The organism is Sphingobium sp. CR28 (assembly GCF_052327305.1).
Classification (GTDB): Bacteria; Pseudomonadota; Alphaproteobacteria; order Sphingomonadales; family Sphingomonadaceae; genus Sphingobium.
This window is the reverse complement of record NZ_CP182486.1, coordinates 1,289,644-1,314,636: the sequence shown is the minus strand read 5'-3', so window position 1 is coordinate 1,314,636 and position 24,993 is coordinate 1,289,644. Positions and strand designations below refer to the sequence as shown.

General features: G+C 63.5%; 28 protein-coding genes. 15 read left to right on the top strand and 13 right to left on the bottom strand.

What is annotated here, in order from left to right; genetic code table 11:
- The first annotated feature begins 42 nt into the window (after positions 1-42).
- The 3 genes from ACNAOH_RS06185 (at position 43) to ACNAOH_RS06175 (ending at position 3,706) form a co-directional block, all read left to right on the top strand.
- Positions 43-1,206: a PepSY-associated TM helix domain-containing protein gene (locus ACNAOH_RS06185; RefSeq protein WP_443971880.1), complete on the top strand. Its 1,164-nt coding sequence runs from the start codon at positions 43-45 to the stop codon at positions 1,204-1,206.
- Positions 1,203-1,382, top strand: a complete 180-nt coding sequence (locus tag ACNAOH_RS06180; protein WP_443971879.1) for a hypothetical protein — start codon at positions 1,203-1,205, stop codon at positions 1,380-1,382. Before ACNAOH_RS06185 ends, ACNAOH_RS06180 begins: the two co-directional genes overlap by 4 nt.
- Before the next feature lie 185 nt (positions 1,383-1,567).
- Positions 1,568-3,706, top strand: coding sequence for a TonB-dependent siderophore receptor (locus ACNAOH_RS06175; RefSeq protein ID WP_443972062.1), 2,139 nt, complete (start codon positions 1,568-1,570; stop codon positions 3,704-3,706).
- Positions 3,707-3,778: 72 nt separating this feature from the next.
- Here the strand turns inward: ACNAOH_RS06175 and ACNAOH_RS06170 are convergent, their stop codons facing one another.
- The 7 genes from ACNAOH_RS06170 to ACNAOH_RS06140 form a co-directional block, all read right to left on the bottom strand.
- The gene (locus tag ACNAOH_RS06170) at positions 3,779-5,608 is read right to left on the bottom strand and encodes a DUF885 domain-containing protein (protein WP_443971878.1); all 1,830 of its coding nucleotides are present in this window, start codon (positions 5,606-5,608) and stop codon (positions 3,779-3,781) included.
- A gap of 149 nt (positions 5,609-5,757) precedes the next feature.
- Complete coding sequence (locus tag ACNAOH_RS06165) at positions 5,758-6,228, bottom strand: RcnB family protein (protein ID WP_443971877.1); 471 nt, start codon at positions 6,226-6,228, stop codon at positions 5,758-5,760.
- A 184-nt stretch (positions 6,229-6,412) separates the two neighbouring features.
- Positions 6,413-7,105: a prolyl hydroxylase family protein gene (locus ACNAOH_RS06160; RefSeq protein ID WP_443971876.1), complete on the bottom strand. Its 693-nt coding sequence runs from the start codon at positions 7,103-7,105 to the stop codon at positions 6,413-6,415.
- Positions 7,106-7,264: 159 nt separating this feature from the next.
- Positions 7,265-8,299, bottom strand: a complete 1,035-nt coding sequence (locus ACNAOH_RS06155) for an RcnB family protein (protein ID WP_443971875.1) — start codon at positions 8,297-8,299, stop codon at positions 7,265-7,267.
- 243 nt (positions 8,300-8,542) lie between these two features.
- Entirely contained in the window at positions 8,543-9,190 is a 648-nt protein-coding gene (locus tag ACNAOH_RS06150) for a hypothetical protein (protein WP_443971874.1), read from the bottom strand.
- A 106-nt stretch (positions 9,191-9,296) separates the two neighbouring features.
- Positions 9,297-9,842, bottom strand: a complete 546-nt coding sequence (locus ACNAOH_RS06145; protein ID WP_443971873.1) for a (2Fe-2S)-binding protein — start codon at positions 9,840-9,842, stop codon at positions 9,297-9,299.
- Between the two features lie 13 nt (positions 9,843-9,855).
- A complete protein-coding gene (locus ACNAOH_RS06140; protein WP_443971872.1) occupies positions 9,856-10,614 on the bottom strand; it encodes a class II aldolase/adducin family protein in 759 nt (252 codons plus the stop codon).
- Between the two features lie 229 nt (positions 10,615-10,843).
- On the opposite strand from ACNAOH_RS06140, the gene rpsU reads away from it, so the two are divergent.
- Together rpsU and ACNAOH_RS06130 are read left to right on the top strand one after the other, a co-directional pair.
- The gene (rpsU, locus tag ACNAOH_RS06135) at positions 10,844-11,050 is read left to right on the top strand and encodes a 30S ribosomal protein S21 (RefSeq protein WP_014075155.1); all 207 of its coding nucleotides are present in this window, start codon (positions 10,844-10,846) and stop codon (positions 11,048-11,050) included.
- 70 nt (positions 11,051-11,120) lie between these two features.
- The gene (locus ACNAOH_RS06130; protein ID WP_443971871.1) at positions 11,121-11,678 is read left to right on the top strand and encodes an FKBP-type peptidyl-prolyl cis-trans isomerase; all 558 of its coding nucleotides are present in this window, start codon (positions 11,121-11,123) and stop codon (positions 11,676-11,678) included.
- 94 nt (positions 11,679-11,772) lie between these two features.
- Here ACNAOH_RS06130 and ACNAOH_RS06125 read toward each other — a convergent pair whose 3' ends face one another.
- From ACNAOH_RS06125 to pyrE, 6 genes are read right to left on the bottom strand one after another with little or no spacing between them, the layout of a single operon-like run.
- Positions 11,773-12,936: an AI-2E family transporter gene (locus ACNAOH_RS06125; protein ID WP_443971870.1), complete on the bottom strand. Its 1,164-nt coding sequence runs from the start codon at positions 12,934-12,936 to the stop codon at positions 11,773-11,775.
- Positions 12,933-13,826 (bottom strand): signal peptidase I, encoded by an 894-nt coding sequence (gene lepB / locus ACNAOH_RS06120; RefSeq protein WP_443971869.1) that lies wholly within the window; start codon positions 13,824-13,826, stop codon positions 12,933-12,935. The genes ACNAOH_RS06125 and lepB overlap by 4 nt, the downstream gene beginning before the upstream one ends.
- Entirely contained in the window at positions 13,817-14,218 is a 402-nt protein-coding gene (gene acpS, locus ACNAOH_RS06115) for a holo-ACP synthase (RefSeq protein WP_443971868.1), read from the bottom strand. The genes lepB and acpS overlap by 10 nt, the downstream gene beginning before the upstream one ends.
- The gene (locus ACNAOH_RS06110; RefSeq protein WP_443971867.1) at positions 14,215-14,529 is read right to left on the bottom strand and encodes a hypothetical protein; all 315 of its coding nucleotides are present in this window, start codon (positions 14,527-14,529) and stop codon (positions 14,215-14,217) included. Before ACNAOH_RS06110 ends, acpS begins: the two co-directional genes overlap by 4 nt.
- Complete coding sequence (locus ACNAOH_RS06105) at positions 14,526-15,278, bottom strand: pyridoxine 5'-phosphate synthase (protein ID WP_443971866.1); 753 nt, start codon at positions 15,276-15,278, stop codon at positions 14,526-14,528. Before ACNAOH_RS06105 ends, ACNAOH_RS06110 begins: the two co-directional genes overlap by 4 nt.
- 2 nt (positions 15,279-15,280) lie before the next feature.
- The gene (gene pyrE / locus ACNAOH_RS06100; protein WP_443971865.1) at positions 15,281-15,859 is read right to left on the bottom strand and encodes an orotate phosphoribosyltransferase; all 579 of its coding nucleotides are present in this window, start codon (positions 15,857-15,859) and stop codon (positions 15,281-15,283) included.
- A gap of 189 nt (positions 15,860-16,048) precedes the next feature.
- On the opposite strand from pyrE, the gene coxB reads away from it, so the two are divergent.
- From coxB to ACNAOH_RS06050, 10 genes are all read left to right on the top strand, one after another.
- A complete protein-coding gene (coxB, locus tag ACNAOH_RS06095; RefSeq protein ID WP_443971864.1) occupies positions 16,049-17,065 on the top strand; it encodes a cytochrome c oxidase subunit II in 1,017 nt (338 codons plus the stop codon).
- 11 nt (positions 17,066-17,076) lie between these two features.
- On the top strand, positions 17,077-18,753 hold the full coding sequence (ctaD, locus tag ACNAOH_RS06090) for a cytochrome c oxidase subunit I (protein ID WP_443971863.1): 1,677 nt from the start codon (positions 17,077-17,079) through the stop codon (positions 18,751-18,753).
- A gap of 122 nt (positions 18,754-18,875) precedes the next feature.
- Positions 18,876-19,811 carry a heme o synthase gene (locus ACNAOH_RS06085; RefSeq protein ID WP_443971862.1) on the top strand — a complete coding sequence of 312 codons (936 nt, stop codon included), beginning with the start codon at positions 18,876-18,878 and terminating at the stop codon, positions 19,809-19,811.
- Positions 19,808-19,942: a hypothetical protein gene (locus tag ACNAOH_RS06080; RefSeq protein WP_443971861.1), complete on the top strand. Its 135-nt coding sequence runs from the start codon at positions 19,808-19,810 to the stop codon at positions 19,940-19,942. The genes ACNAOH_RS06085 and ACNAOH_RS06080 overlap by 4 nt, the downstream gene beginning before the upstream one ends.
- On the top strand, positions 19,942-20,535 hold the full coding sequence (locus ACNAOH_RS06075) for a cytochrome c oxidase assembly protein (protein WP_443971860.1): 594 nt from the start codon (positions 19,942-19,944) through the stop codon (positions 20,533-20,535). The genes ACNAOH_RS06080 and ACNAOH_RS06075 overlap by 1 nt, the downstream gene beginning before the upstream one ends.
- 64 nt (positions 20,536-20,599) lie before the next feature.
- Complete coding sequence (locus tag ACNAOH_RS06070; protein WP_443971859.1) at positions 20,600-21,430, top strand: cytochrome c oxidase subunit 3; 831 nt, start codon at positions 20,600-20,602, stop codon at positions 21,428-21,430.
- A 28-nt stretch (positions 21,431-21,458) separates the two neighbouring features.
- On the top strand, positions 21,459-21,968 hold the full coding sequence (locus ACNAOH_RS06065) for a DUF3291 domain-containing protein (protein ID WP_443971858.1): 510 nt from the start codon (positions 21,459-21,461) through the stop codon (positions 21,966-21,968).
- Positions 21,961-22,626: an SURF1 family protein gene (locus ACNAOH_RS06060; RefSeq protein ID WP_443971857.1), complete on the top strand. Its 666-nt coding sequence runs from the start codon at positions 21,961-21,963 to the stop codon at positions 22,624-22,626. The genes ACNAOH_RS06065 and ACNAOH_RS06060 overlap by 8 nt, the downstream gene beginning before the upstream one ends.
- A gap of 85 nt (positions 22,627-22,711) precedes the next feature.
- Positions 22,712-24,115 carry a threonine synthase gene (gene thrC, locus ACNAOH_RS06055; protein ID WP_443971856.1) on the top strand — a complete coding sequence of 468 codons (1,404 nt, stop codon included), beginning with the start codon at positions 22,712-22,714 and terminating at the stop codon, positions 24,113-24,115.
- Positions 24,108-24,992, top strand: coding sequence for a class I SAM-dependent methyltransferase (locus ACNAOH_RS06050; protein ID WP_443971855.1), 885 nt, complete (start codon positions 24,108-24,110; stop codon positions 24,990-24,992). Before thrC ends, ACNAOH_RS06050 begins: the two co-directional genes overlap by 8 nt.
- The last annotated feature ends 1 nt before the right edge of the window (position 24,993 follow it).

Sequence of the window (24,993 nt, the reverse complement as noted above, 5' to 3'; positions counted from 1 at the left end):
GGCATTGCGAATGCTTCGCAACAGCCAGATAGATGCCGCGGCATGACCAGCCGGGCGATCCGCGGCTGGTATCTGGTGCACAAATGGTCGAGCCTGATCTGCACCGCCTTCCTGCTCATGCTGTGCGTGACCGGCCTGCCGCTCATCTTCCACGACGAGATCGATGCGCTGAGCGGGCATGACGCCGGCCGTTCCGCGGGCCCTCCCTCTTCGAGCGACGCTGCGGGGCTGAAGACGCTGGACGAAATGGCGGCGCGGGCGCTTGCCGCACGGCTCGGTGACGTGCCGGTCTTCATGGCCTTCGACAATGAGTCGCCGCTGCTCACCGTGACCACCGCGCCGCGCCCGGACTCACCGGCCAGCGCGATGACCGTGCAGCTTTTCAACCGGGCGACCGGCGCGCCGATGGGCGAAGCACGCGAAGACGGCGTGATGGGATTCATCCTCCAGCTTCATACCGACATGTTTCTGGGCCTGCCGGGCATGCTCTTCCTTGGCGGAATGGGCCTGCTCTTCGTGGTAGCGATCGTCTCAGGCGTGTTCCTCTATGCGCCCTTCATGCGCAAACTCCCCTTCGGCACGCTTCGCCGATCCCGCAGTGCTCGCCTCAAATGGCTGGATTATCATAATCTTCTGGGCATCACTGCGCTGGCCTGGATGACAGTCGTCGGCGTTACCGGCATCATCAACACGCTTGCGACCCCGATCACCCAGCTCTGGCAAATGAACGAGCTTGCGGAGATGACCCGCGCTTATGGTGATCGCGCGCCGCTGCCGCCGGCCCAATATGGGTCTCTGGACCGGGCAATGGCTGCCGCGCGAAAGGCTCTGCCGGGTAACAACCCGCAGTTCATTGCTTTTCCGGGCGGGGCGTTCAGCAGCAAGCATCATTATGCCGTGTTCTTTCAGGGCGCGACGCCGCTTACCGAACGCGCGCTGACGCCTGCGCTCATCGATGCGCGGACGGGCGAGCTCACAGATGCGCGCCCCATGCCCTGGTATATGCTTGCGCTCACTTACTCCCAGCCGCTCCACTTCGGCGACTATGGCGGCCTCCCGCTGAAAATCCTCTGGGCGCTGCTGACCAGCTTCACAATCGTGGTGCTCGGCTCGGGCCTCTATCTCTGGCTCGGCAAGCACCGGACCCCGCTTGCCGCGCGCGTGCGGGAAGTGGAGAGCGGCGGCGAGACGGTGCCGGCGGAATGAAGCGGCGGACGACGCTTCGGGCGATCTTCGCCGCTCCGGCAGCGATCTGCGCGCTTAGCGTGGTAGGGCTCGTCAGCGCGCTGACTGGAGACGGCCTTCCGGACGTCATTGCCTGGGCAATGCTCGCCGTGCCCATGCTGGTGGTGATCTGGGCAATGACCACCGACCGATCCTAAGGCACTCTCCTCGTCGACATTACCCCAAAAATCATTGATAATGATTTGCAATCCTACTAATGGCCGCACCCAACGAGAGGCCGCGCTCCCGCACTCGTGAGAGCAGGCGCCTTTGACCAGAAGGGGTGACGACAATGAAATCGGGTCTTCCAATCGCGCTGGCTTGTACCTGCAGCTGGCTTGCGATGCCGGCAGCCGCCCAGACGCCGGCTGACGCCAATGCTCCAGAAGATCAGATCATCGTCACGGGCAGCTACACCCTGCCGGACAGGATCGACACCGCGACCGGGCTGGGGCTCACCATCCGCGAGACGCCGCAGTCGGTCAGCATCATGACGGCGCAGCGCATCCTCGATCAGAATCTGATCAGCGTGAAGGATGTCATCGTAAACAGCGTGGGCGTCTCCGCCAACGAAGTGGATGACGTGCGCAACAGCTTCTATGCGCGCGGCTTCGAGATCCGTAATACGCAGGTGGATGGCGTGCCGGCGGCGTGGACGCTGGCGGGCGGCAATGGCGAGACCAGCGTCGATGTCTCCATCTATGAGCGCGTCGAGATCGTGCGCGGGGCGACCGGGCTGCTGAGCGGCGCGGGCGATCCCTCGGCGTCTGTTAACCTCGTGCGCAAACATGCCGATGCGACCGAACTCACTGGCTATGCCAGCGCCAGCATCGGCAGCTGGAACACCTGGCGCCTTTCCGCCGATATTGGCGGCGCGCTGACCGCCGACGGACGGGTACGCGCGCGTGTGGTGGGTCGCTACGAAGAAGGCGAGAGCTACATCGACATTCAGGACAAGAAGAAGTGGGTGCTCTACGGCGTGGTCGAGGCGGACGTGACCGACTCCACCCTCGTGCGCGCCGGCATCAGTCATCAGGACAGCAAGCCCAAGGGTGCGACTTGGGGCGCCCTGCCGACCTTCTATACGGACGGCACCACGACGAACCTGCCCCGCTCGCAAAGCACGGCGGCGGACTGGACCTATTGGAACACCACCAACCAGAACATCTTCGCGAGCCTTCGCCAGGAAATCGGCGACCGGTGGAGTCTGACGGCCAACTACAACCGCCTGCGGACCACGGGTGATACGCAGCTGCTGTATCTCTACGGCAATGTGGACAGGGCCACGGGGACGATCCAGTCCAGCAACCCCTACAAGTCCAAGGGCACCAGCATCCAGAACAGCTACGACGCACAGTTGAAGGGCGAAGTCAGCCTGCTGGGACGCGATCATGAAGTGGTGCTGGGTGCGCTGCACAGCGTGCTGAAGCGCCACACGGACAATCTGGTGGCGCCTTACACGCAGTATAATCCGGCGTATTTGCAGCCCGGACAGACACCCGGCGTGCCCAACGAGTGGGCCACGAACGTGCCGGTGGTCGGGCAGATCGGCGTGCCGTTCCCCGAGCCGGTCTGGGGCACGACGCCCGTGCGCAATGAGGCAGAGCGCGTCGAACAGACGGGCTATTATGGCGCGCTGCGCCTGAATGTCGCCGATCCGTTCAAGGTCATCCTGGGCGGTCGTCTGGCAAGCTGGAACCAGAAGGGCTTCGCCTGGAGCGGCCCCAGCGACTATGGCGACGACAATGTGTTCATCCCTTATGTCGGTGCGCTTTACGACGTGACCTCCAATCACCGCGTCTATGCGAGCTACACCAAGATCTTCCAGCCGCAGAACCTGTTCGATCAGAACCTGCGCCTGCTCGACCCGCTGGACGGCAACGCCTATGAAATCGGCCTCAAGAGCAGCTTCTTCGGCGATGCATTGCAGACGTCCGTCGCGATCTTCCACATCAAGCAGGACAATGTCGGCCAGATCGGCGCCGTGGTGATCGGCCCCAACGGTCCGCAGCAGACTTATGTGGCGGCCGAGGGCGTGACGAGCAACGGCTTCGAAATCGAAGTGACCGGCCAGCCGCTGCCGGGCTGGAACGTCAACGCCAGCTACAGCCAGTTCAAGGCGGAAGATGGCGACGACGTGCCGGCGAATACCGACCAGCCGCGCAAGCTCCTGAAGATCTTCACCACCTATGAGCTGCCCGGCGCGCTCAGCGGCCTCACCGTGGGCGGCGGCGTGAACTACCGGAGCAGGGCCTATTCGTCAGGGAGCAATCCCGTCACGGCAGCGTCCTTCCGCTTCCAGCAGGACGGCTACACGCTGGTAAACCTGATGGCGCGCTACGCAGTGACCGAGCAGTTGCAGCTTCAGGCCAATCTCGAGAACCTGTTCGACAAGAAATATTATAGCCAGATGGGCTTCTTCAGCCAGTATCGCTACGGCGCGCCGCGCAACTTCACGATCAGCGCGAACTACCGCTTCTGATTGTTCGATATTCCAGTTGTGGCGAAAATGGGGGCGGACTGAAAGGCTCGCCCCCTTTTCTTTGCGCTCGGATCAGCCGGCCTTCTTCGCCGCGATCCAGTCGTCGATCTTCTTTTCCAGCACGCTGAGCGGCAGTGCTCCGGTCATCAGCACCTGAGCGTGGAAATCCCGGACGTCGAACTTGCTGCCAAGCGCGTCCTGCGCCTTCTTCTTGAGGCGCTGGATGGTGAGCGCGCCGATCTTGTAGGCCACGGCCTGACTGGGAATGGCGATGTAGCGCTCGACTTCCGCCGTGGCATCCGTCCGGCCCATCGAGCTGTTGTCCAGCATGTACTGAATGGACTGGTCGCGGGTCCAACCCTTGGCGTGGATGCCTGAATCGACGACCAGCCGCATCGCGCGCAGCATCTCGTCATCCAGCGTGCCGAGCCGCTGATAGGGGTCCTTGTAGAAGCCGAAATCATAGCCCAGCGTCTCGGCATAGAGCGCCCAGCCCTCGACATAAGCCGTGTTGCCGCCGAAGCGGATGAAGGCGGGCAGGTCCGGATTTTCCTGCGCAAGGCTGATCTGGAAGTGATGGCCCGGCGCGCCCTCGTGCAGATAAAGCGTGGTGATGCCCGGTATGCTGCGCGAAGGCAGATCATAGGCATTGAAATAGAACACGCCTGGCCGCGACCCGTCCGGCGTGCCCGGCTCATAGGAGCCGCCGGCCTCATATTTCTCGCGGAATTCGGGATAGGGCCGGATTTCCAGCTTGGTCTTGGGAATGGTCGAGAACTGGCTGGCGACCTTCTCGTCGACCTGTTTGCCGACCTTGTAGAACTCGTCGGTCATCCACTGACGCGACTGCGGGTGGAACTTGGGATCGTCGCGGACATAGGTGAAGAACTCGCCCAGCGTGCCCTTGAAGCCGACTTCCTGGCGGATCTGGTCCATCGCGGTGCGAATCCGTGCGACCTCCGACAGGCCAAGCGTGTGAATATAGTCCGGGGTGAGCGGCAATGTGGTCGTGCTCTGGATCTGATAGGCGTAGAGCGCCGGGCCGCCCTTCATCTGGCCGAGGCCAACACTGTCCCGTGCGACTGGCAGATATTCGGTCTTCAGGAAGTCGCGCAGCCGCTTGTGCGCGGGATAGATGCCATTGATGATCGCGTCCTTATACGCGGCAGTCAACCGGTCCTTGTCCGACTGGGAGAAGGTGGCGGGGAACTGCTGGACTGGCCCGTAGAAGGGCGATTCCTCAAGGCTCTGCGCAAGCTGCGTGTCGAGCTGCGCGATCACATTCTGGATTGTGAGCTTTGTTTCCAGAACCCCGGACTTCATGCCCTCGCGGAAGCGGCCGATCGACCGGTCGATCAGGACGACATAGCCTTTGTGACGCTTGAGGTTGTTCTCATAGTCGAGGACCGTGTTGAACGGCGCGGCGCCTTTGCCCGAGGCGAAAGTCGGATAGAAGGTGTGGAAGCCCGAAAAATGGTTGATCGGGCGCACGGCCGTTAGCCGGAGGATTTCCGGGCTGAGGCCCTTCAGCGTGTCCTTGTGGTTATATTCATAGACGTCGTAGGCGATCTTGTTGACGTCAGTCAGCTTCGCGCGGTCGATGCGATGGAGCGCGTCCAGCTCGTCCTGCGCCGCCTTACGCTCGGCATCGTAATAAGCGTCGCTAATATAGTCGCCCAGCTCGTCGGCATAGCGCAGGTCGCCGCGGAAAAGCGCGTTGATGGGATTGCGCTTGAGGTTCGCCTCGTCCGAATCCTTGAACAGCTGGAGGAGCTTCGCATCCTCGCCCTTGGGCGCTTGTGCGGTCGATGCGGGCGGGGAAGCGGGGGCCTGGGCGAGCGCGGCGGGCGCGCACAGGGCAAGCGCTATCGCCGAGAGAGTGCACGTGAACGAGCGTGTCATGAATGTCTCCGGGATTTGTGTCGATCTGTCGATCGTGTGTTGCCGGGCTAACACTGGCGTTTCCGCGAGACAATGGAGAACGGCCCGAAACGCGACGACCCGGCCGTCACATGGACGACCGGGCCGCGCTGCTGGCAAGCAGGAAGGTCTTACCAGAAGAAGCCGTTATACACGCGGGCTACGCGGCCCGTGCGGACGTTGACGAGCAGCACATCGTCATAATGGCGTACCCAGCGCATATTCGGGCCGGCCGGGGGCAGGCGATAACGCGCGGGGTTGGCGATCACGTAACGCTGGCCGAAATATGCCGGACGGATCGGTGCGCCGACCGCGAAGCGCTGATAGCGGAACGGGGCATTCCAGTTGCCGCGGGCATAAACAGTGCGATGCGTCTTGCGATAGTCGCGCCAGTCCTCGCGATATTCCTGACGCGCCTCACGCACGTCGCGGCGTTCTTCGCGTATGTCGCGACGGTCGCCATAGCGTTGGGCCTGACGCAAATCGCGCTGTTCCTGACGAATGTCCTGACGGTCGCGGCGCAACTCTCCAGCCGACTGGGCCATAGCGGCGCTGGGGAGGGCAATCGCGGCGACAAGCGCAGTAAGAATGAGTTTACGCATGGTTCGTCTCCTTCACGTCGGGCCTGAGACGCCGCCTGCCGGCGGACCGCTCAATGCACCCGATAAACGCCTTATGAGCGCGTTTGGCTGAACCCCTTGGAAACGATACGGTCAGAAAACGGAAAGATATGTCTCGAATTGTCGCGGAGTGGTGCGGTGCATCCACCTCAGTGGATAGCAAACATCACGCCGGGGTCGTGGGCAGCCAGGGTCGCTCGCGATACCATTTGGTAAGGACATATTTGACGCCGCGCTCCACCGGGCGGGCGGCATGGACAGTCTCGCCATTGGGCTGTCCGTTCGGGCCCATGTTATTCCAGATGAGCAAGGTGCCGCGCCGGGGCGGGATCATTACATCGAGCCGGGGAAACATCGTCTCGCCGCCTGCGTCCACGTCGCAGAGATAGGCCATGGCCGTCCAGCAACGCTGACCTCCCGTCTCGCGCATCGCGGGCCAGTAATGGGCGATGCCGGGAAAATGGTCGCAGTGGAGCTTATATTCCTGTCCCGGCTCGTAGCGCTGACCCTGCAGCGTTTCGCCGCATGTGCCATCATAGCCCAGCAGCGTGTCGATCCGCTGCGTCAATCTGGCGATGAACGGATCATAGGCGCTGAAATTGCAGCTGCTCGACGTCCGGTAAAGCGCGTTACCGGTTCCAGAGAAGAGCTGTGACGGCACGGCGTCGGTATCAATGCGCCTCTTCATTTCCTCGCATTCCGGCGGGCTGAGGAAGCCGTGGCGTAGGAACATGTCCGCCTTGGGCGTCTTCACCTGCGAAACCATCGGGTTGCGGGAGAGGCGCGTGCGCACGGCATCGCCGATCGCGGCGCGGGCGGGCGAGGGGGCGTCGGCGTCGTCGGGCCAGGTCATCACCATGGCCTCCCCGTGCCATCGACAGCCCGAGCGGACAAGGGGGTGACGCGGCGAAGAGTCGCAAGAAAAGGGCGATGTGCGATAGACTCGCACACCGCCCAGTCTTTCCTGAAGGCCGCTCAGGAAGCCCGGCTGGTCAATGTCTCGTGATGGTCGAGATGCTCACCAGAAGAAGTCGTGAACCACGTCGACGACATAGCCGTCGCGCATGTCGACGAGCAGAGCGTCATCATAATAGCGGATCCAGCGCATCGTGCCGTAAGCCGGGGGTAGGCGGTAATACCATGGATCGTCGATCCAGTAGTTCTGCGCGAACAGGCTGTTGCTCAGGAAGATGCCGATGGAGAAACGGCGATAACCGCCGTTCCAGCCATAAGGCGCGTAATAGGCCGGCATCCGGTAATAACTGCGATTGAGCTGCCGGTAGCGCTGCCAGTCGTAGCGATTGTCCCGCCGCCAGTCCCGGCTCCAGCGCTGGCTGCCGCTCCACCGGTCGCGATCGGACAGGCGCTGCTGATAGCCCGGACGGCCCCAATTGTTGTTGCCGTTCCAGCCGTAGCGAGAGTTCGCGCCGTTGCGGTCGCGATCCCAGTTGCGATTATCCCGGCGGTCGTCGCGCCTGTCGTTCCGGTCACGATTGCGCTCGATCCAGTCGCGCCGCGCGGCATCGGCCAAGGCGTCTCCATTGGGGTTGCGGCCGCGCACCGTGTCTCCGCCGGGGCGGTTGTCTCCGGGGCGCCCAACGTCCGGGCGATTGCCCTGCCAACCATCGGGTCTGCGCTGCTGCCACTGCGCGCGGTCGCGACCATTGGTCTCGATACGGGGAGCGGGCGCCGCAGCCGGCGGGGGAGCAGGTGGCGTGACGGTCTGGCCGGGCTGGCGTCCGCGCCAACCATTATCGCCATCGGCGCGGCGCTGGCCCCAGTCGCCACGCGGAGCGCGGTTCACGGCCTGTCCGTCGCCAGCGGGCATGGAGGGGCGCTGCGTGCGCATCTCGCCGCCATTCTGCCGACCCCAGTTGCCGCCACGCATGTCCCCGCCGCTGCGCATGCCGGGGCCACGGGGGGCGCTCACGCCCGCATCCCCGCCACGGTTCCAGCGGCCCTGTCGCTGGCCCTCCTGCGCCTGCGCGATCGATGGCACCATCGAGCCTAAAATCGTCGCCGCCAGCAAGGGGGCAGTCAGCCACGTCCTCATCGCATCCTATCCTTAATCCAGGAGCCGGCTTTCCCGGCATGCCAAGGGAAATAGCGCGTTCGCTATGTCATCATGCTGAATAGCGTGGACAGCATCCTGAAAGAATCGGGGGCTCTTTGGCGGAGCGTCCCGCTTCGGGGCGAGTCATGTGAGGTGTCACCCAACCTCTCTGAAAGGCCCGCTTTCAGGCCGCGCCATGCTAATGGGGGATGTATGTTTTGTCGGGGGAAAAGGACAGCGGCCCTAGTCAAAAGTCCCCATTGGATGACCATCGTTTTCAAACCTGCTCAACTGCGCAACCGAGGGGCGAATGGCATTGAAAACCGCGGCATTGATCTTCCCATAGAAATTGGGCGAATTACCTAAGCCGGAGGTCAGATGTCCGTTCTTTGCGCGCTCATATGCGACTCTGGTTCCATCGGTCCAAAAGCTAGCCTCGCTGGTCCACTCCGCCGATAATACGTCAAGTTCTGCCACCAGCCTCGCATAAGCTGATGATGCCATTTTGAATTTGAATGAACCGCTTGATCCGAGCCCTGATCTTACCGGCGTGAAAATGATTTGCCCCTCGGCCCCGGCCTGCACTCGGCGTAATGAGATAGAAAAATAGGTGTCACCGAAGGATGGCATCGAAACCATACGCAAACCATCCTGATAGCGATCAGAAAACGGTGGTGTTTTTTCTAGAAGATTCGCCACTTCATTGTCCTGATCTGATTTTAATCGATCCAGAAGCGGTCCGTCATGCATTCGTGTATGGTCCGAGCGCGCTGAGCGCCCCATCCATTCAGCCGTGGCAACATATCCGATCGCGATGAACTCAATGACAACGACAAGGCTCGCGAAGTAGCCAAACCAATGGACATATTTGAGCCAAGCGCGCTGCTGCATGCGAGAAGCTAACACAGTAACCTACGTCCGCAATGTCGTCTTGTCCGGACAGTCCGCTTTTATCGTCAAAGCCGCGATAGCTGCCTATGCGTCCTCTTAGTGCGCACTAGTCCTTGCCCGGCGCGCGCAGGGCCGGCACCTCACGCGCGGCCTCGGCGGGGGTAATGCCCGGTGCGGGCGCGGCAGACACGCGCTCCTCGTCGCGCAGGATGCGGCCGGCCTGCTTGATCGCCTCGCGAATGCGTGGATAGGTGCCGCAGCGGCAGATATTGGTGATCGCCGTATCGATCTGCTCATCCGTGGGATTATTGTTGCGGCGGAGCAGGGCCTGCGCGGCCATGATCATGCCGGACTGGCAATAGCCGCACTGGGGCACGCTCTGTGCCGCCCATGCTTGCTGCACCGGATGATCGCGATCAGACGACAACCCCTCGATCGTGGTGACGAAGCGCCCTTCGACGGCCGCGATGGTAATCTGGCAGGAGCGCACCGCTCTACCATCTATGTCCACCGTGCAGGCGCCGCAGTCGCCCGTGCCGCAGCCATATTTGGTGCCAGTGAGGTTGGACGCATCCCGCAGCGCCCACAGGAGCGGGGTCTGCGGGTCCATGCGATACTGGACCGGGCGGTCGTTGACAGTGAAGCGGGTCACGCCATCCCGTCAATCAGTCGCGCCAGCTCGTGTCAATCCGGTCGATGACACGGACCATCGCGGCAAAGTCCGGGGCGCCGGGTGAGCCGAAGGCCTGCATGGCTTGGAGATCGCGCTGATGAACCGCGATGACTTCGTCCGGCACCGGCATGGGCGTGCCCGCCTGGCTGGTCGCGATCTGCGCCGCGCAGGCGCGCTCTAGCAGGAAATAGCGCAGAAACGCCTCCGGCAGTGTCGGCGCCATGACCAGCAGGCCGTGATTGCGCAGGATCATGACGCGCTTGTCGCCCAGATTCGCGAGCAGGCGTGTGCCCTCTTCCTCGCGAATCGTGACGCCCTCGAAGTCGTGATAGGCGATCTGGCCGTGAAAGGCGGCGCTGTAGAAATTGGTCGGCTGAAGGCCCTCGCGTGTCGAGGCGACGGCCATGCCTGCCGTGGTGTGGGTGTGGATGACGCAATGCGCATCCAGCACATGGCGGTGGAACAGGCTGTGCTGCATGAAGCCGGCGGGGTTGATCGGTCCGGCGTTCGAGTCGAGTCGCTTGCCGTCGATATCGACCTTCACGAGATTGGAGGCCTTGATCTCGCTGTAATGCAGGCCGAAACCGTTGATGAGGAAGGCGTCGTCCTCGCCTGGCACGCGCAGCGTGATGTGATTGTAGATGAGTTCGGTCCAGCCGAAATGATCGAAGATGCGGTAGCAGGCGGCAAGCTGGCGCCGTGCGGCCCATTCCGCTTCGGTCCACTGGCGGGCATCTATGGCGGTGGCCATGCGTCTCTCCTGTGCGACTTATGCTTTATTGCCGGCGGAGAATGCGGCAGTTCCTCCGCCTTGTCGACCGTTTCCGCTTGATCGCGCAGGCAGGTGCTGGTAGGGGCGCAGCGTTTCGCCGCGGACCTAGCTTTCGCGGCGTCTTGCATTTTTGGATATATTCGTCGCGGTGCCGGGCGCTTTTTTCGCGCTTGATCCGACGGCATCGAGATTGGAGACAGACCGGCTTATGCAAATCATCGTTCGCGACAACAACGTCGACCAGGCTCTGCGCGCGCTCAAGAAGAAGCTGCAGCGCGAAGGCGTGTATCGCGAGATGAAGCTCCGCCGGCACTATGAGAAGCCCTCCGAGAAGCGGGCACGCGAGAAGGCGGCAGCTGTCCGCCGCGCGCGCAAGCTGGAGCGCAAGCGCGCCGAGCGCGACGGCGCCCGGTAAGAGCTTCGGTCAAAATTCTCCAGAGGGCGCCAGGGTGGCGCCCTTTGCGTCTCAGCTACAGGAACATCTCATGTCGGTGACCGCCGTACCGCTTCGCCCCATCGCCAAGGGATCGGTCCGCCGGTTCTGGCTGGGAATCGTTCTGGTCGGTGCGTGCGCGGCAACGCTTTCTTGGGCAGGCGTGCGCCAGTTCGGCAGCACCGAGAGCGGGCTGCGCTATCAGATCATCAAGCCGGGCGAAGGCCCGAGCCCCACGCGGGACGACTTCGCGCTGATCGGCTACAAGGGCACGCTGCCGGACGGCAAGGTGTTCGACGAGAATCCGGGCGCGCCGATGGAGATTGCCGGCACGGTGCCGGGCTTCGCGGAGGCGATCACGCTGATGCGCAAGGGCGGGCGGATGCGCGTGTGGATCCCGGCCGACAAGGCCTATGGCGCCTCTCCGCCGCCGGGCATCCCCGCTAACTCGCCGCTGCAGTTCGACATTCAGCTCCACGAGTTCAAGACGCGCGCCGAAATCATGGAGGCGCAGCAACAGCAGCAGCTCCAGCGCATGCTGCAGCAGCAGATGCAGAGCCAGCAGGGCGAGAGCGGCGCACCTATGCCGGACATGGCCCCGCAGCCCTGAGGCTGCCGAGCGTCCATCGGGTAGGCCGTAGCTGAGATCCCGCTACAGAGGCAGCTGGACCACGGGGTCCAGCCCGGGGTGAAGATGGAAGAGCTTAGACCTCTTCCGGCGGTCGCTTGACCCGCGCCTTCGCGCGCTCCTCGAGAATGACTTTTGTCATCGCGACGATGGGATCGGCCAGAGCAAGGCCGATGATGCCGAACAGGGCACCGAAGAGAATCTGCGCGCCCAGCACGAGCGCCGGGGGCAGATCAACGGTTTTCCGCGCGACAGTGGGCGTGATGAGATAGCTCTCCACCATCTGCACCGCGAAATAGACGCCCAGCGCATAAAGGCCGTGCTGCACATCCACCGAGAAGCCGACGAGCGTGATGAGCGCACCGGACAGGATCGCGCCGATATTGGGCAGGAAAGCGAGCAGCGCGGTCAGAAGGCCGAGCAAGGTCGCCATCGGTACGCCGCCGATCATGAGCAATATGCCAGTGAACAGGCCAGTCACCAGCATCCCCAGCAGCCGTCCGGCCATAAGCCGTCGCAGCGTGTAGCCGAGGCGCTGAATGAGATCGTGAATCTCGCCGCGCCGCTCGACCGGCGCGAACCAGGCCACGCCGCGCGAATAGACTTGCGGCTCGACAGCAAGGAAGATGGCGAGCACGATCATCATCACGAGGCTGGAGATGATACCAGCGGCCGTGGAGATCGCGGCGGTGACGCGACCGAGCGAACTCATGATCTGGCTGGCGGCGGAGCGCAGATCGCCAAGGCCCAGATTCACGCCACGCGAGGCGAGCCATGCGTTGATTCGCTCGACCTGGCTCTCAACGAGAGTGGGAAGTTGAGCGGCCTGCGCCGCGATCTGGCTTCCCGTCAGGTAGAATGTCCAGACGACGAAAGCGACGACGCCAATCACCACGATGGCGAGGCGTAGCCCGCGATTGATCGGGAGAACGCGACCAAGCAGCCGCGTGCCACCATCCAGCATCACCGCGATGACGATCGCGCCGATGATGAAAAGAATGGACTGGACGAGCAGGACAACGAGAGCGGCGGCAGCGATCGTGCCGATCCAGATGCATGCGCGCCCCACTTCGCGCCAGAACAGGGCGCTGTGAGCGTCGGCGGGACCGGGACTGGCGGTGATCGATTCTCCGGAGATGCCCTTTTTCTCCACCGCCCCGGAAGCGCTGGCGCGCTTTCGCGTCGCTGATGCTGTGCCGGCGCCGCGTTTGGCGCCAGCGGCCGCGCGGGGCGGCGTCATTTAGGCTCCTGCGCCGTGCGGGCCGGATGCAGGCTGTTACCCGTCCGATCCGACCGGAAGGCGTGGACCCAGCTCAGCGGATTGAGCGAGGCCGACCCATTGAGCGAGAATGTGATGAACTCTGCCCGGCCGCCGATCGTCTCCCACGGGATCGGGCCACCAAGACCCAGCAGCTCCAGCGGGACGCGACTGTCGGCGCTGTTGTCCCGGTTGTCGCCCATCAGAAACACATGGTCCGCAGGGATGCGGATCGGGCCATAATAGTCGGTCTCGCGCGCACCCATGTCGATAATCTCGTAACTGCGACCGTTGGGCAGCGTCTCGCGCTTCACGGGCAGCACGCAGACCCGGCTGCCATCGGGATTGAACTGAAGCGCGCCGGGAAATTGACGGGGATCGCAGGGCGCATCCTCGTCCACCGGCAGTCGCAGCGGTTCCAGCCACTCCTGCTTCACGGGCGTGCCATTGAGAATCACGATGCCGTCCCGCACTTCAAGCAGATCGCCCGGCAGGCCGATGACGCGCTTGATGTAATCCTCACGCCGGTCGCGCGGGGTGGCGATGACGATATCGCCGCGCTCGGGCATCTTGCCCCACAGCCGCCCCTTGATGGGAGGCAGGAGGTGGAAGCTGGGCGACACATAGGACCAGCCATAGGGATATTTGGTCACCACGAGCCGGTCGCCGGTTAGCAGCACCGGCATCATCGATTCGGACGGGATGTAAAAGGGCTTGGCGATGAAGCTGTGAAAAGCGAGCACCGCCAGAATGAGGATCGCGATGCTGCGTATCTCTCCGATCCAGTCGGTCTTTTTGGACGCCCCCTCATGTTCCACGGGCGTATCGTCGCTCTTCGCGGGTTCGATCTGCGGTTCGTCCGTCACGGCCATCTCGCCTCCAGGATGACGAACGCCTGCGCCCAAGGATGGTCGTCGGTCAACGTCACATGCACAAATACGGTAGCCCCTTGCGGGGTCAAGGCGTCGAGGCGGTCCTTCGCACCGCCAGTGAGCGCCAGGGTCGGCGCGCCGGAGGGGAGGTTGACCACGCCGATGTCCTTCATGAACACCCCTGCCTTGAAGCCGGTTCCCACGGCCTTGCTGAACGCTTCCTTGGCGGCGAATCGCTTTGCCAGAGTGCTCGCCTTGGTGAAGGGGCGGCCATTGGCCTTGGCGCGCTCAAGATCCGTGAAGCAGCGCTGCTCGAAGCGCTCTCCGAACCGGTCGAGCGAGGACTGAATCCGCTCGATATTGCAGAGGTCGGAGCCCAGACCGATAATCATGATTGAGAAACGACCCAAATCATTAATGCAACGACTGCGAGGGCAGGGGCGGCGGCGAGAAACGTCTCAGTCGCCGATAGTAGGTACATACCCCGTCGGTTTGCACTCAGTGCGGCCTTAAGCAGCAGTAAGATATAGAGAGGACTGCCAATGCATGGCAGCCGAATGTGCCAACTCTCTTCCCATGATCCGAACACGAATATCGCTTCCAGCGCCATCAGCAGCGCAAGCGGAAAAGCCATAACACCGGTCATGAGTATTCCGGCTTTCAGCCAGCCTGACGCAAGCGTTTCATTTTGAGCGAAGCTCACCGCGCCTCGTCCATTAGCGCGCGCATTCGCCGGACAGTCGCGCCAAGGCCGTCGAAGATCGCCTCCGCGATAAGGAAATGGCCGATGTTGAGCTCGGCGATCTGCGGGATCGCAGCAATGGGCTGCACATTCTCGAAAGTGAGGCCATGGCCGGCATGGGGTTCCAGACCGTTCTTGGCGGCGAGCGCGGCGGCATCCGCAATGCGGCGCAGTTCATACGCGAGGGCTTCACCCTCGGCGTGCGCATACGCCCCGGTGTGCAGCTCGACGACAGGTGCGCCCAGCGAAACTGCCGCCTCGATCTGCATCGGGTCCGGCTCGATGAACAGGCTGACGCGAATCCCGGCTTCGCCGAGCCGAGAGATCATGGGCTTGAGATGATTATGCTGGCCCGCCGCATTGAGCCCGCCCTCGGTGGTGCGCTCCTCGCGCCGCTCGGGGACGAGGCAGACGGCATGGGGACGATGGCGCAGGGCGATCCCCAGCATTTCCTCCGTCGCCGCCATCTCCATGTTCAGCGGCAGGGAAATGGCGCCAATGAGGTGGCCGATATCCTCGTCAATAATATGGCGGCGGTCCTCGCGAAGATGCGCGGTGATGCCGTCCGCCCCGGCATCCTGCGCGATCAGCGCGGCGCGAATCGGATCGGGATAAGTGCCTCCGCGCGCATTACGAATAGTCGCCACATGATCGATGTTGACGCCAAGGCGCAGATGACCCGGCCGATGCGCGGCCCCATCGACGGGCATGTTCAGGCCCGGCTGCCCGGCTTGACCGCCGGAATGGCGGCGAGCTCGGGCGGGAGCGCATCCGCCTCGTAAACAGGGAAATTGAGGCTGACGAGCGGGAAGAAGGGCACGCCAAGATCCGCTTCGCCCGCAGAGCGATCGACCAGTGCGGCTTCGGCAATCACTTCGCCGCCTGCCTCGCGCACGGCTTCCATCGCCTGCCGCGACGAGAGCCCGGTGGTGACGACGTCTTCGACCATCAGCACTTTCTGGCCCGGCTTGATCGCAAAGCCACGGCGCAGAATGAACGTGCCGTGCGGCCGCTCCAGAAAGAGCGCGTCGAGATCGAGAGCACGGCCCATTTCATGGCCGATGATGATGCCGCCCATGGCCGGCGACACGACAACCTCGATCGCCGAGCGGATGTCGCGCGGAAGATTTTGCGCGAGGGCGATCGCCAGGCGACTCGCACGCGCGGGATTCATCAGAACGCGCGCGCACTGAAGATAATTGGCGCTGTGCTTGCCCGAGGAGAGCACGAAATGGCCCTGCAGCAGCGCTTCCGCCGCGCGAAACTCGGCCAGAACCTCTGATTCCGTCATTGCTTTTTGATACTCCGTGTCCGCGCGCAGATAGCCAGCGCGCCCTCGACAATCAACCACGCGTGAAAAGGGCAGAAGAACGCTTGAGATAGCCGGGGCGCCCGCTTATACGGCCCGGTGACACGCAAAAGGGGTGCGTTGCCGCATGCTCATGCGGGACGCATAGAAACAAGCGGGACAGGCGAGCGAATGAACGGAAAATTGAGAACCTTGATGCTGGCGGCCGCGCTCGGCCTGGGCGTTGGTCCGGGCATTGCGCATGCGGCAGCTGCGGCTCCCGCCGCGCCCCTGGCGGCCACGAACGAGGCGGCGGCTCCGGCAGCGGCGGAAGCGGAAAAGCCCGCTGCGCCAGCGCGGATGAAACCGACCCCCGGCATTGGTCAGCCTACGCCGGGCGAGCTGAGCTTCCAGAAGCAGTTCACTTCCACGGGCAACTATGCGCTCTGGATGCACAACGCGATTCTGATGCCGCTCATCACGGCCATCTGCCTTTTCGTTCTTGGCCTGCTGCTGTGGGTGATGGTGGCTTATCGTCGGCGCGAAGGCCGCGATCCCTCCCGCACCTCGCACAACACGCTGATCGAAGTCCTCTGGACGCTGGTGCCGGTGCTGATCCTGATCGGCGTGGCGATCCCCTCGATCGACCTGCTCGCCAAGCAGTTCAAGCCTGCCCCCAAGGATGCGCTGACCGTGAAGGTCACGGGCTACCAGTGGTATTGGGGCTATGAATATCCCGACAACGAGATCCCGGAATATGTCTCCAACCTGCTGCCGGCCGAGAAGGCGGCGGCGGAGGGCGAGCCCTATCTGCTCGCCGCGGACAACCGCCTCGTTCTGCCGGTCGGCGTGCCGATCAAGCTGATCATCACGGCGGCCGACGTCATTCACAGCTTCTCCATCCCCGCTTTCTGGGTGAAGGAAGACGCGGTGCCTGGTCGTCTCAACGAGAAGACCTTCACCATCGACAAGCCGGGCGTCTATTATGGCGTGTGCTCGGAGCTCTGCGGCGCGCGTCACGGCTTCATGCCGATCGCGGTCGAAGCGCTGCCTAAAGAGCAGTTCGACCAGTGGGTCCGCTCGCAGGGCGGCAAGACCGCCGGCGAGAAAGCGGCTGAGGCTGCTGCGCCCGCCGCCGCGCCTGCCGCGACGCCCGTATCCACTCCAGCGCCGGCCGAGAACGCCGCTGCGCCGACGACCAATTCCTGAGGGTCTGATCCATGAGCACCACTGCAACAGCCGACGATTTCCACGGCGCGCACGCGCATGATGACCATCATGACGGCGATCACAAGCCGGGCTTCTTTGCCCGCTGGTTCATGTCCACCAACCACAAGGACATCGGAACGCTCTATCTGATCTTCGCGATCATCGCCGGTATTATTGGCGGCGCGATCTCGGGCCTGATGCGCGCCGAGCTCGCCGAGCCGGGTATCCAGTATCTTCAGGCATGGGCCGCCTATGCGGACGGCCCTGACGCGACGATCGACCAGGCCTATCATCTGTGGAACGTGCTGATTACGGCGCACGGCCTCATCATGGTGTTCTTCATGGTGATGCCGGCGATGATCGGCGGCTTCGGCAACTGGTTCGTTCCGATCATGATCGGCGCGCCGGACATGGCCTTCCCGCGGATGAACAATATTTCGTTCTGGCTGCTGATCCCCGCTTTCGCCCTGCTGCTCGGCTCGACCTTCGTGCCCGGTGGCACGGGTAACGGCGCGGGCACCGGCTGGACGGTCTATGCGCCGCTTTCCACCACCGGCAGCCAAGGCCCGGCGGTCGATCTCGCGATCCTGTCGCTCCACATTGCGGGCGCGAGCTCCATTCTGGGCGCGATCAACTTCATCACCACCATCTTCAACATGCGCGCGCCGGGCATGACGCTGCACAAGATGCCGCTCTTCGTCTGGTCGGTGCTGGTCACGGCGTTCCTGCTGCTGCTCGCGCTGCCTGTGCTCGCCGCGGCCATCACCATGCTGCTGACCGATCGCAACTTCGGCACCGTGTTCTATGACGCGGCCGGCGGCGGTGATCCGGAGCTCTACCAGCATCTCTTCTGGTTCTTCGGTCACCCGGAAGTTTACATCATGATTCTGCCGGGCTTCGGCATTATCAGCCAGATCGTCTCCACCTTCAGCCGCAAGCCTGTCTTCGGCTATCTCGGCATGGCCTATGCCATGGTTGCGATCGGCGTGGTCGGCTTCATCGTGTGGGCGCACCACATGTTCACCACCGGTATGACCGTGAACGTGAAGATGTACTTCACGGCCGCCACGATGGTCATCGCGGTGCCGACGGGCGTCAAGATCTTCTCCTGGATCGCAACGATGTGGGGCGGTTCGCTGAGCTTCAAGACCCCCATGGTCTGGGCGCTGGGCTTCATCTTCCTGTTCACTGTGGGCGGCGTCACCGGCGTGGTGCTGGCCAATGGCGGCATCGACGACAATCTGCACGACACCTATTATGTGGTCGCGCACTTCCACTACGTGCTCTCGCTGGGTGCGGTGTTCGGCCTGTTCGCCGGCTTCTACTACTGGTTCCCCAAGATCAGCGGCAAGATGTACAGCGAGTTCCTCGGCCACCTGCACTTCTGGGTGTTCTTCGTCGGCGTGAACGTGCTGTTCTTCCCCATGCACTTCCTGGGCATGAGCGGCATGCAGCGCCGCGTGCCGGACTATACCGAAGCGCTGGCCTACTGGAATGGGGTCGCGAGCCACGGTTATGAGATCATGGCGGTCGGTATCCTGATCTTCTTCGTCAACATCTTCTGGTCGCTTCTCGCGGGCAAGAAGGCTGCGGACAATCCGTGGGGCGAGGGCGCAACGACGCTGGAGTGGACTCTGTCCAGCCCGCCGCCCTATCACCAGTTCGAGACGCTGCCGGTCGTCGACTGACGATCGGAGCGCGGCTCGGGCATACGAGATGATATTGCGGACGGGGGTGCGGTGATCGCGCTCCCGTCTCGCGCATTGTGAAAGGGCATGGACGTGCCCATGTTGGAGATGGACGAGCAGAGGTGGCAAGCGCGGCGGTGACAGGGATTGGCGACAGGCCAGCATTGCCGGCACATCTGCCGGCGGACTGGCGCGATCTGCTCGCGCTCACCAAGCCGCGCGTGCTCACGCTCGTCGTCTTTACCGGCCTGTGCGGGCTGCTCGTCGCGCCGGGTCATCTTCATCCCGTTCTCGCCTTCACGGCGATATTGTGCATCACGCTGGGGGCTGGCGCCGCCGGCGCGCTCAACCAGTGGTACGAGGCCGATCGTGATGCGCTGATGAAGCGCACGGCGCGGCGTCCTTTGCCCGATGGGCGGATGCACAAGCAGACGGCCCTGCATTTCGGTGTGGGCTTGGGCGTGTTCTCAGTGCTGCTGATGGGTGTCGCGACGAACTGGCTGGCGGCAGCCATCCTCGCCGTCTCGATCCTGTTCTATGTCGTCGTCTATACCATCTGGCTGAAGCCCCGCACCGCGCAGAACATCGTCATCGGCGGCGCTGCGGGCGCCTTTCCGCCGCTGATCGGATGGGCGGCAGTGACGGGCGATGTCGCGGCGCTCCCGATTGCGCTTTTCGCGCTCATTTTCTTCTGGACGCCCCCGCATTTCTGGGCGCTCTCGCTCTTCGTGCGGATGGACTATGCCAATGCCGGCATCCCCATGCTGCCGGTGGTGGCTGGCGAGGTAGCGACCCGTCGCCAGATCCTGCTCTATACCGCGATCATGGGCGTGGCCGCGCTTGCGCCGGTCCTGCTCCAGCTCACTGGTCCGATTTACGGACTGACAGCACTGGTCGGCACGGCCATCTTTGCCGTGATGGCGCTGCAGGTCTCGTTTCACCGCGAATCCGATCCTGCCCGGATGAAGCCGGAGAAGCGGCTGTTCAAATATTCGATCCTCTACCTCTTCCTGCTTTTCGGCGCGGTGGTGGTCGATCGGTGGATGCTGCCAGTATGACGCCCGAAGAACAGGATCTCATCCGCAAGCGCCAGCGCAGCCGCTCGATCCTGACGGCGCTGCTGCTTGGCGCGCTGGTTCTCCTTTTCTTCGGCATCACGATCGCGAAGCTCGCGGGGCCGGGCGCGTAATGGCGAGCCAGGCTTCAAACCAGCAGGCGGGCACAAGGCGCACTGCGCTTATCGCTGTGGCGCTGGCGCTCGGCATGCTTGGTCTCGGCTTTGCCTCCGTGCCGCTCTATCGTCTGTTTTGTCAGGTCACGGGCTTTGGCGGCACGACCCAGCGCGCGAGCGAAGCGCAATATGAAAAAGCCAGTGCCGCACAGCAGGAGCCGGGGCGGCCGCTCGCGCGGACCTTCTCCGTGCGCTTCGATTCGAACATGGCGTCAGGCATGCCCTGGCAATTCTATCCCGAAAAGAAGCGGATGAGCGTGGATGCCGGCGGGCGGTCCATGGCGATCTTCGTGGCGAAGAACCTCTCCGACAAGCCCGTGACCGGCCGTGCAGTGTTCAATGTCACGCCAGCGCAGGCGGGCGCCTATTTCAACAAGATCCAGTGTTTCTGCTTCACCGAGCAGACGCTGAAGCCGGGCCAGCAGGTGCGCATGCCCGTGCTCTACTACATCGATCCCGCGATCCTGAACGACCCGGACAACAAGGATACGCAGGAAATCACGCTCAGCTATACCTTCTATCCGGTTGAGAAGCCGGCCGACGGCAGCTAAGAGCGACACAGAGTCAGACAATCTGGCGCGCCGAAGGGGCGCCGCAAAGGGGAAGACGCGAAAGATGGCCGGCGCCAAGAACCACGATTATCACATTCTGCCACCCAGCCTGTGGCCGTTCATGGGCTCCATGTCGGCGCTCATCATGGCCGTCGGTGCCGTGAGCTGGATGCATCCGGACTCGATGCCGGCGCATGGCGGGACGATCTTCTTCCTCGGCCTGCTCGGCGTGCTTGCCACCATGTTCTTCTGGTGGGCGGACGTCATCAAGGAAGCGCATGCGGGCGATCACACGCCGGTCGTGCAGCTTCACCTGCGCTACGGCATGATCCTGTTCATCGCTTCGGAAGTGATGTTCTTCGTCGGCTGGTTCTGGTCGTTCTTCGACTTCTCGCTGTTCCCCTCCGCACTGCCCCCCATTGACGGCCTCTTCCCGTCCAAGGGCATCGAGGTGATGAACGCGTTCGAGCTGCCGCTGCTCAACACGCTGATCCTGCTCTGCTCGGGCACGACCGTCACCTGGGCGCACCACTCGCTGATTCACGGCGATCGCGAGGGCCTGAAGAAGGGTCTGTGGCTCACCATCATTCTGGGCGCGGTGTTCAGCTGCATCCAAGCCTATGAATATGCCCATGCGCCGTTCCCGTTCGGCGAGACGCCCTATAGCTCGGCCTTCTACATGGCGACCGGCTTCCATGGTTTCCACGTGCTGGTCGGCACGATCTTCCTGATCGTCTGCCTCGTCCGCGCCTATAAGGGCCACTTCACGCCTCGCCAGCATTTCGGCTTCGAGGCTGCGGCGTGGTACTGGCACTTCGTCGACGTGGTGTGGCTGTTCCTCTTCGTCGCCGTCTATGTGTGGGGCGGCTGGGGCGCGCCCGTCCACGGCGGTTGATCCGCAGCGAATAAGACCCGGTCGGCCGATGCACGCGCAGGACTATCATCTCGCGCAGATCAACATCGGCCGGCTCGTCGCGCCGCGCGGCGATCCGCGCGTGCAGCCCTTTTTCGATGCGCTCGACCGGATCAACGCGCTGGCCGGGGCATCGCCGGGTTTCGTCTGGCGCCTGAAGGATGATGGCGGCAGCGCCACTGATCTGGCGATTGGCGGCGATCCACTGCTCATTCCCAATATGTCCGTCTGGCAGGATGCCGACGCGCTCTTCGACTTCGTCTATCGCAGCGCCCACACGCCGGTCATGGCGCGGCGACGGGAGTATTTCGAGCGGTTCGAGTGCGCCTATCAGGCACTCTGGTGGGTGCCTGCCGGCACGATCCCGAGCGTATCGGACGGCCTCGCGCGGCTGTGGATGCTCGACCGGCTGGGGCCGACGACGGATGCCTTCACGTTCAAGGCGCGTTTTCCACGGCCCGACGAGGCGGGATTGCCACGCGACCATCAGCCCGATCCCTGGTGCATGGGTCGTGCCTGAAGCGAGCGCGCCTTCAGGCGTTTTGCGGCGCCTGCCGCTGGTCCCGACCCTGATCGTGCTGCTGGCCGTGGCCGCGATGATTGGCCTTGGTATCTGGCAGCTCCAGCGCCTCAAGCAAAAGGATGCGGCGGTCGCGGCCTATCAGGCCAATATGGCGCGGCCGTCTGCAGCCTATCCCGCCAATCCGGTGGATGACGCCTATCTCTTCCGCGTGCTGACGGGCAATTGCCTGCGCGTCGTGAGCTGGCAGGTGCAGGGGGGCAAGAACGCGAACGGGCAGGCGGGCTGGCGCCACATCGCCAACTGCGCGACCGGCGCCGAAGGGCCGGGCATGGTCGTCGATATGGGCGTGAGCACGACGCCGGACGCGAAGGTCGAGTGGAAAGGCGGGATCGTGCGCGGCATCGCGACGCACGAGCCCGACGAGTCGGGCTTCGTCGAGCGGATCAGCGGCAAGGCCATGCCGCTCCGCCTCATGATCGTTTCCGAAAAGGCAGCGCCGGGTCTGACGCCCAGCCAGCCGCCCGAGCCCACGTCCGTGCCGAACAATCATCTGGCCTATGCCGTTCAGTGGTTCCTCTTCGCGGGTGTGGCGCTGATCGTTTATGGCGTCGCGGTGCGCAAACGCCTGAAGGATACCACGCCACCTCCTGCATGATCGCGGCACGGACAGATCGCTTGTTGTGATTTCCCAGTCGTCAGATGTTCCATCTGGCCCGAAATCCCTCTAAGGCGCGCGTGACATGGACTATATCAGCACCAGGGGGAGCGCGCCTTCGCTCGATTTCGAAGGCGCGACATTGGCCGGACTCGCGAGCGACGGCGGGCTGTATCTGCCCGCGCAATGGCCGCGCTTTTCAGGCGAGGATTTCGCGGCGATGCGCGGCCTTTCCTATGTGGAAACGGCAGTGCGGGTCATTGCGCCGTTCGTTGGCGACAGCCTGAGCGAGGATGAGCTCCGCGATCTTTGCACGCAGGCCTATGGCCGCTTCTCCCACGCGGCGGTGACTCCGCTGGTCCAGCTCGATCACCGCCACTGGATGCTCGAACTGTTCCACGGGCCGACGCTGGCCTTCAAGGATGTGGCGCTGCAGTTGCTGGGGCTTCTCTTCGAGAAGTTCCTCTCCAATCGCGACACGCATCTCACCATTGTGGGCGCGACCTCGGGCGATACCGGGTCCGCAGCGATCGACGCGGTGGCCGGGCGCGCCAAGATCGACATCTTCATGCTTCACCCCGCCGGTCGGGTATCCGACGTTCAGCGCCGGCAGATGACGACAGTACTCGCGCCGAATGTGCACAACATCGCGATCGAGGGCAGCTTCGACGATGCGCAGGCGCTGGTGAAGCGCATGTTCAATGACGCGGACTTCTCCTCGCGCTTCGATCTTTCGGCCGTGAACAGCATAAACTGGGCGCGGCTGGTCAGCCAGGTCGTCTATTATGTCTACGCGGCTGTGCGGCTCGGCGCGCCGGAAAAGCCCGTGGCGTTCTCCGTGCCCACCGGCAATTTCGGTGACGTGTTCGCGGGCCATGTCGCGGCCCGGCTTGGGCTGCCCATCGAGCGACTGATCGTCGCCACGAACGTCAACGACATTCTCTATCGGGCGCTTTCCTCTGGCGATTACAGCCAGGGGACAGTGACGCCGACTGCCACACCAAGCATGGATATTCAGGTCTCCAGCAATTTCGAGCGGTTACTCTTCGACGTGGGTGGCCGGGATGGGCGGGCCCTGGCCGAGCAGATGAAGGGCTTCGAGGCGACGAAGGCCATGCAGCTGACCAATGCGCAGCGTGAGGGCGCCGCGCATCTCTTTAGTTCGGCGCGAATCGACGAGAACGGCATGGCGCGGGCGATGCGCTGGGCCTTCGACGCGGCGGACATGGTGATCGATCCGCACACCGCCGTGGGCCTTGGCGCTGCGCTTCAGACCGACTTGGACCCGAGCGTGCCCGTAGTGACACTGGCGACTGCGCACCCCGCCAAGTTCCGCGACGCTGTGGAGCGGGCGACGGGTGTTCGCCCCAGCCTTCCTGGCCGGGTCGGCGATCTTTTCGGCCGCGAGGAGCGTTATACGACGCTGCCCGGCACGTTCGACGCTGTGACGAGCTATGTGGCGGCTCACGCCGTACCGCGCCATGGCTGATCCGCTCCCGCTCGGCGTTATGGTCGCCGAGCCGTGGGCCGATTATGGTCTCATCGACAGCGGCAACGGACGCAAGCTGGAGCGCTACGGTCCCTATCGCTTCATTCGCCCCGAGCCGCAGGCAATGTGGGCTCCGGCAAGTGACGACTGGCACGCTAATGGCGAGTTCGTCCCCGCTTCCGATGAGGACGGGGGCGGCCGTTGGTACTATGAGCAGCCGGCGCCACCGGAAAGCTGGCCGCTTGCCTGGAACGAAGCGCATTTCGAGGCGAGCTGCACGCCGTTCCGCCATCTCGGCTTCTTCCCGGATATGGCGCCGGTGTGGGCCTGGGGTCGCGAGCGGCTGAACGGGAAGCCGGACGCGCAGTTCCTCAATCTCTTCGGTTATACGGGCGTCGGCACGCTTGCGCTTTCTGGGGCGGACGCTCATTGCGTCCATGTCGATGCGTCCAAGAAATCGGTCGCGCAGGCTCGCGAAAATGCCGCACTCTCCGGCATGGGGGATCGGCCGATTCGCTGGATCGTGGACGATGCCGCGAAGTTCACGGCGCGCGAGGTGCGGCGCGGGCGACGCTATGACGGCATTCTGCTCGATCCGCCCAAATATGGACGCGGGCCGGATGGCGAGGTCTGGCGGCTGGAAGAGGACCTGCCGGGGCTGATCGCAGACTGCCGCCGCCTGCTGGACGGGGAAAGCCGCTTTCTGTTCCTGACCGTCTATGCCGTCCGCATGTCCGCGCTGGCAATCGGCGAGCTGCTGCGCGCGCATCTTGGCGATTTGCCGGGACGCATCGAATGTGGCGAGCTTGCCGTGCGGGAGGAGGCAAGGGGGCTGTTGCTTCCTACAGCCATCTGGGCGCGCTGGACGCGGGACTGAC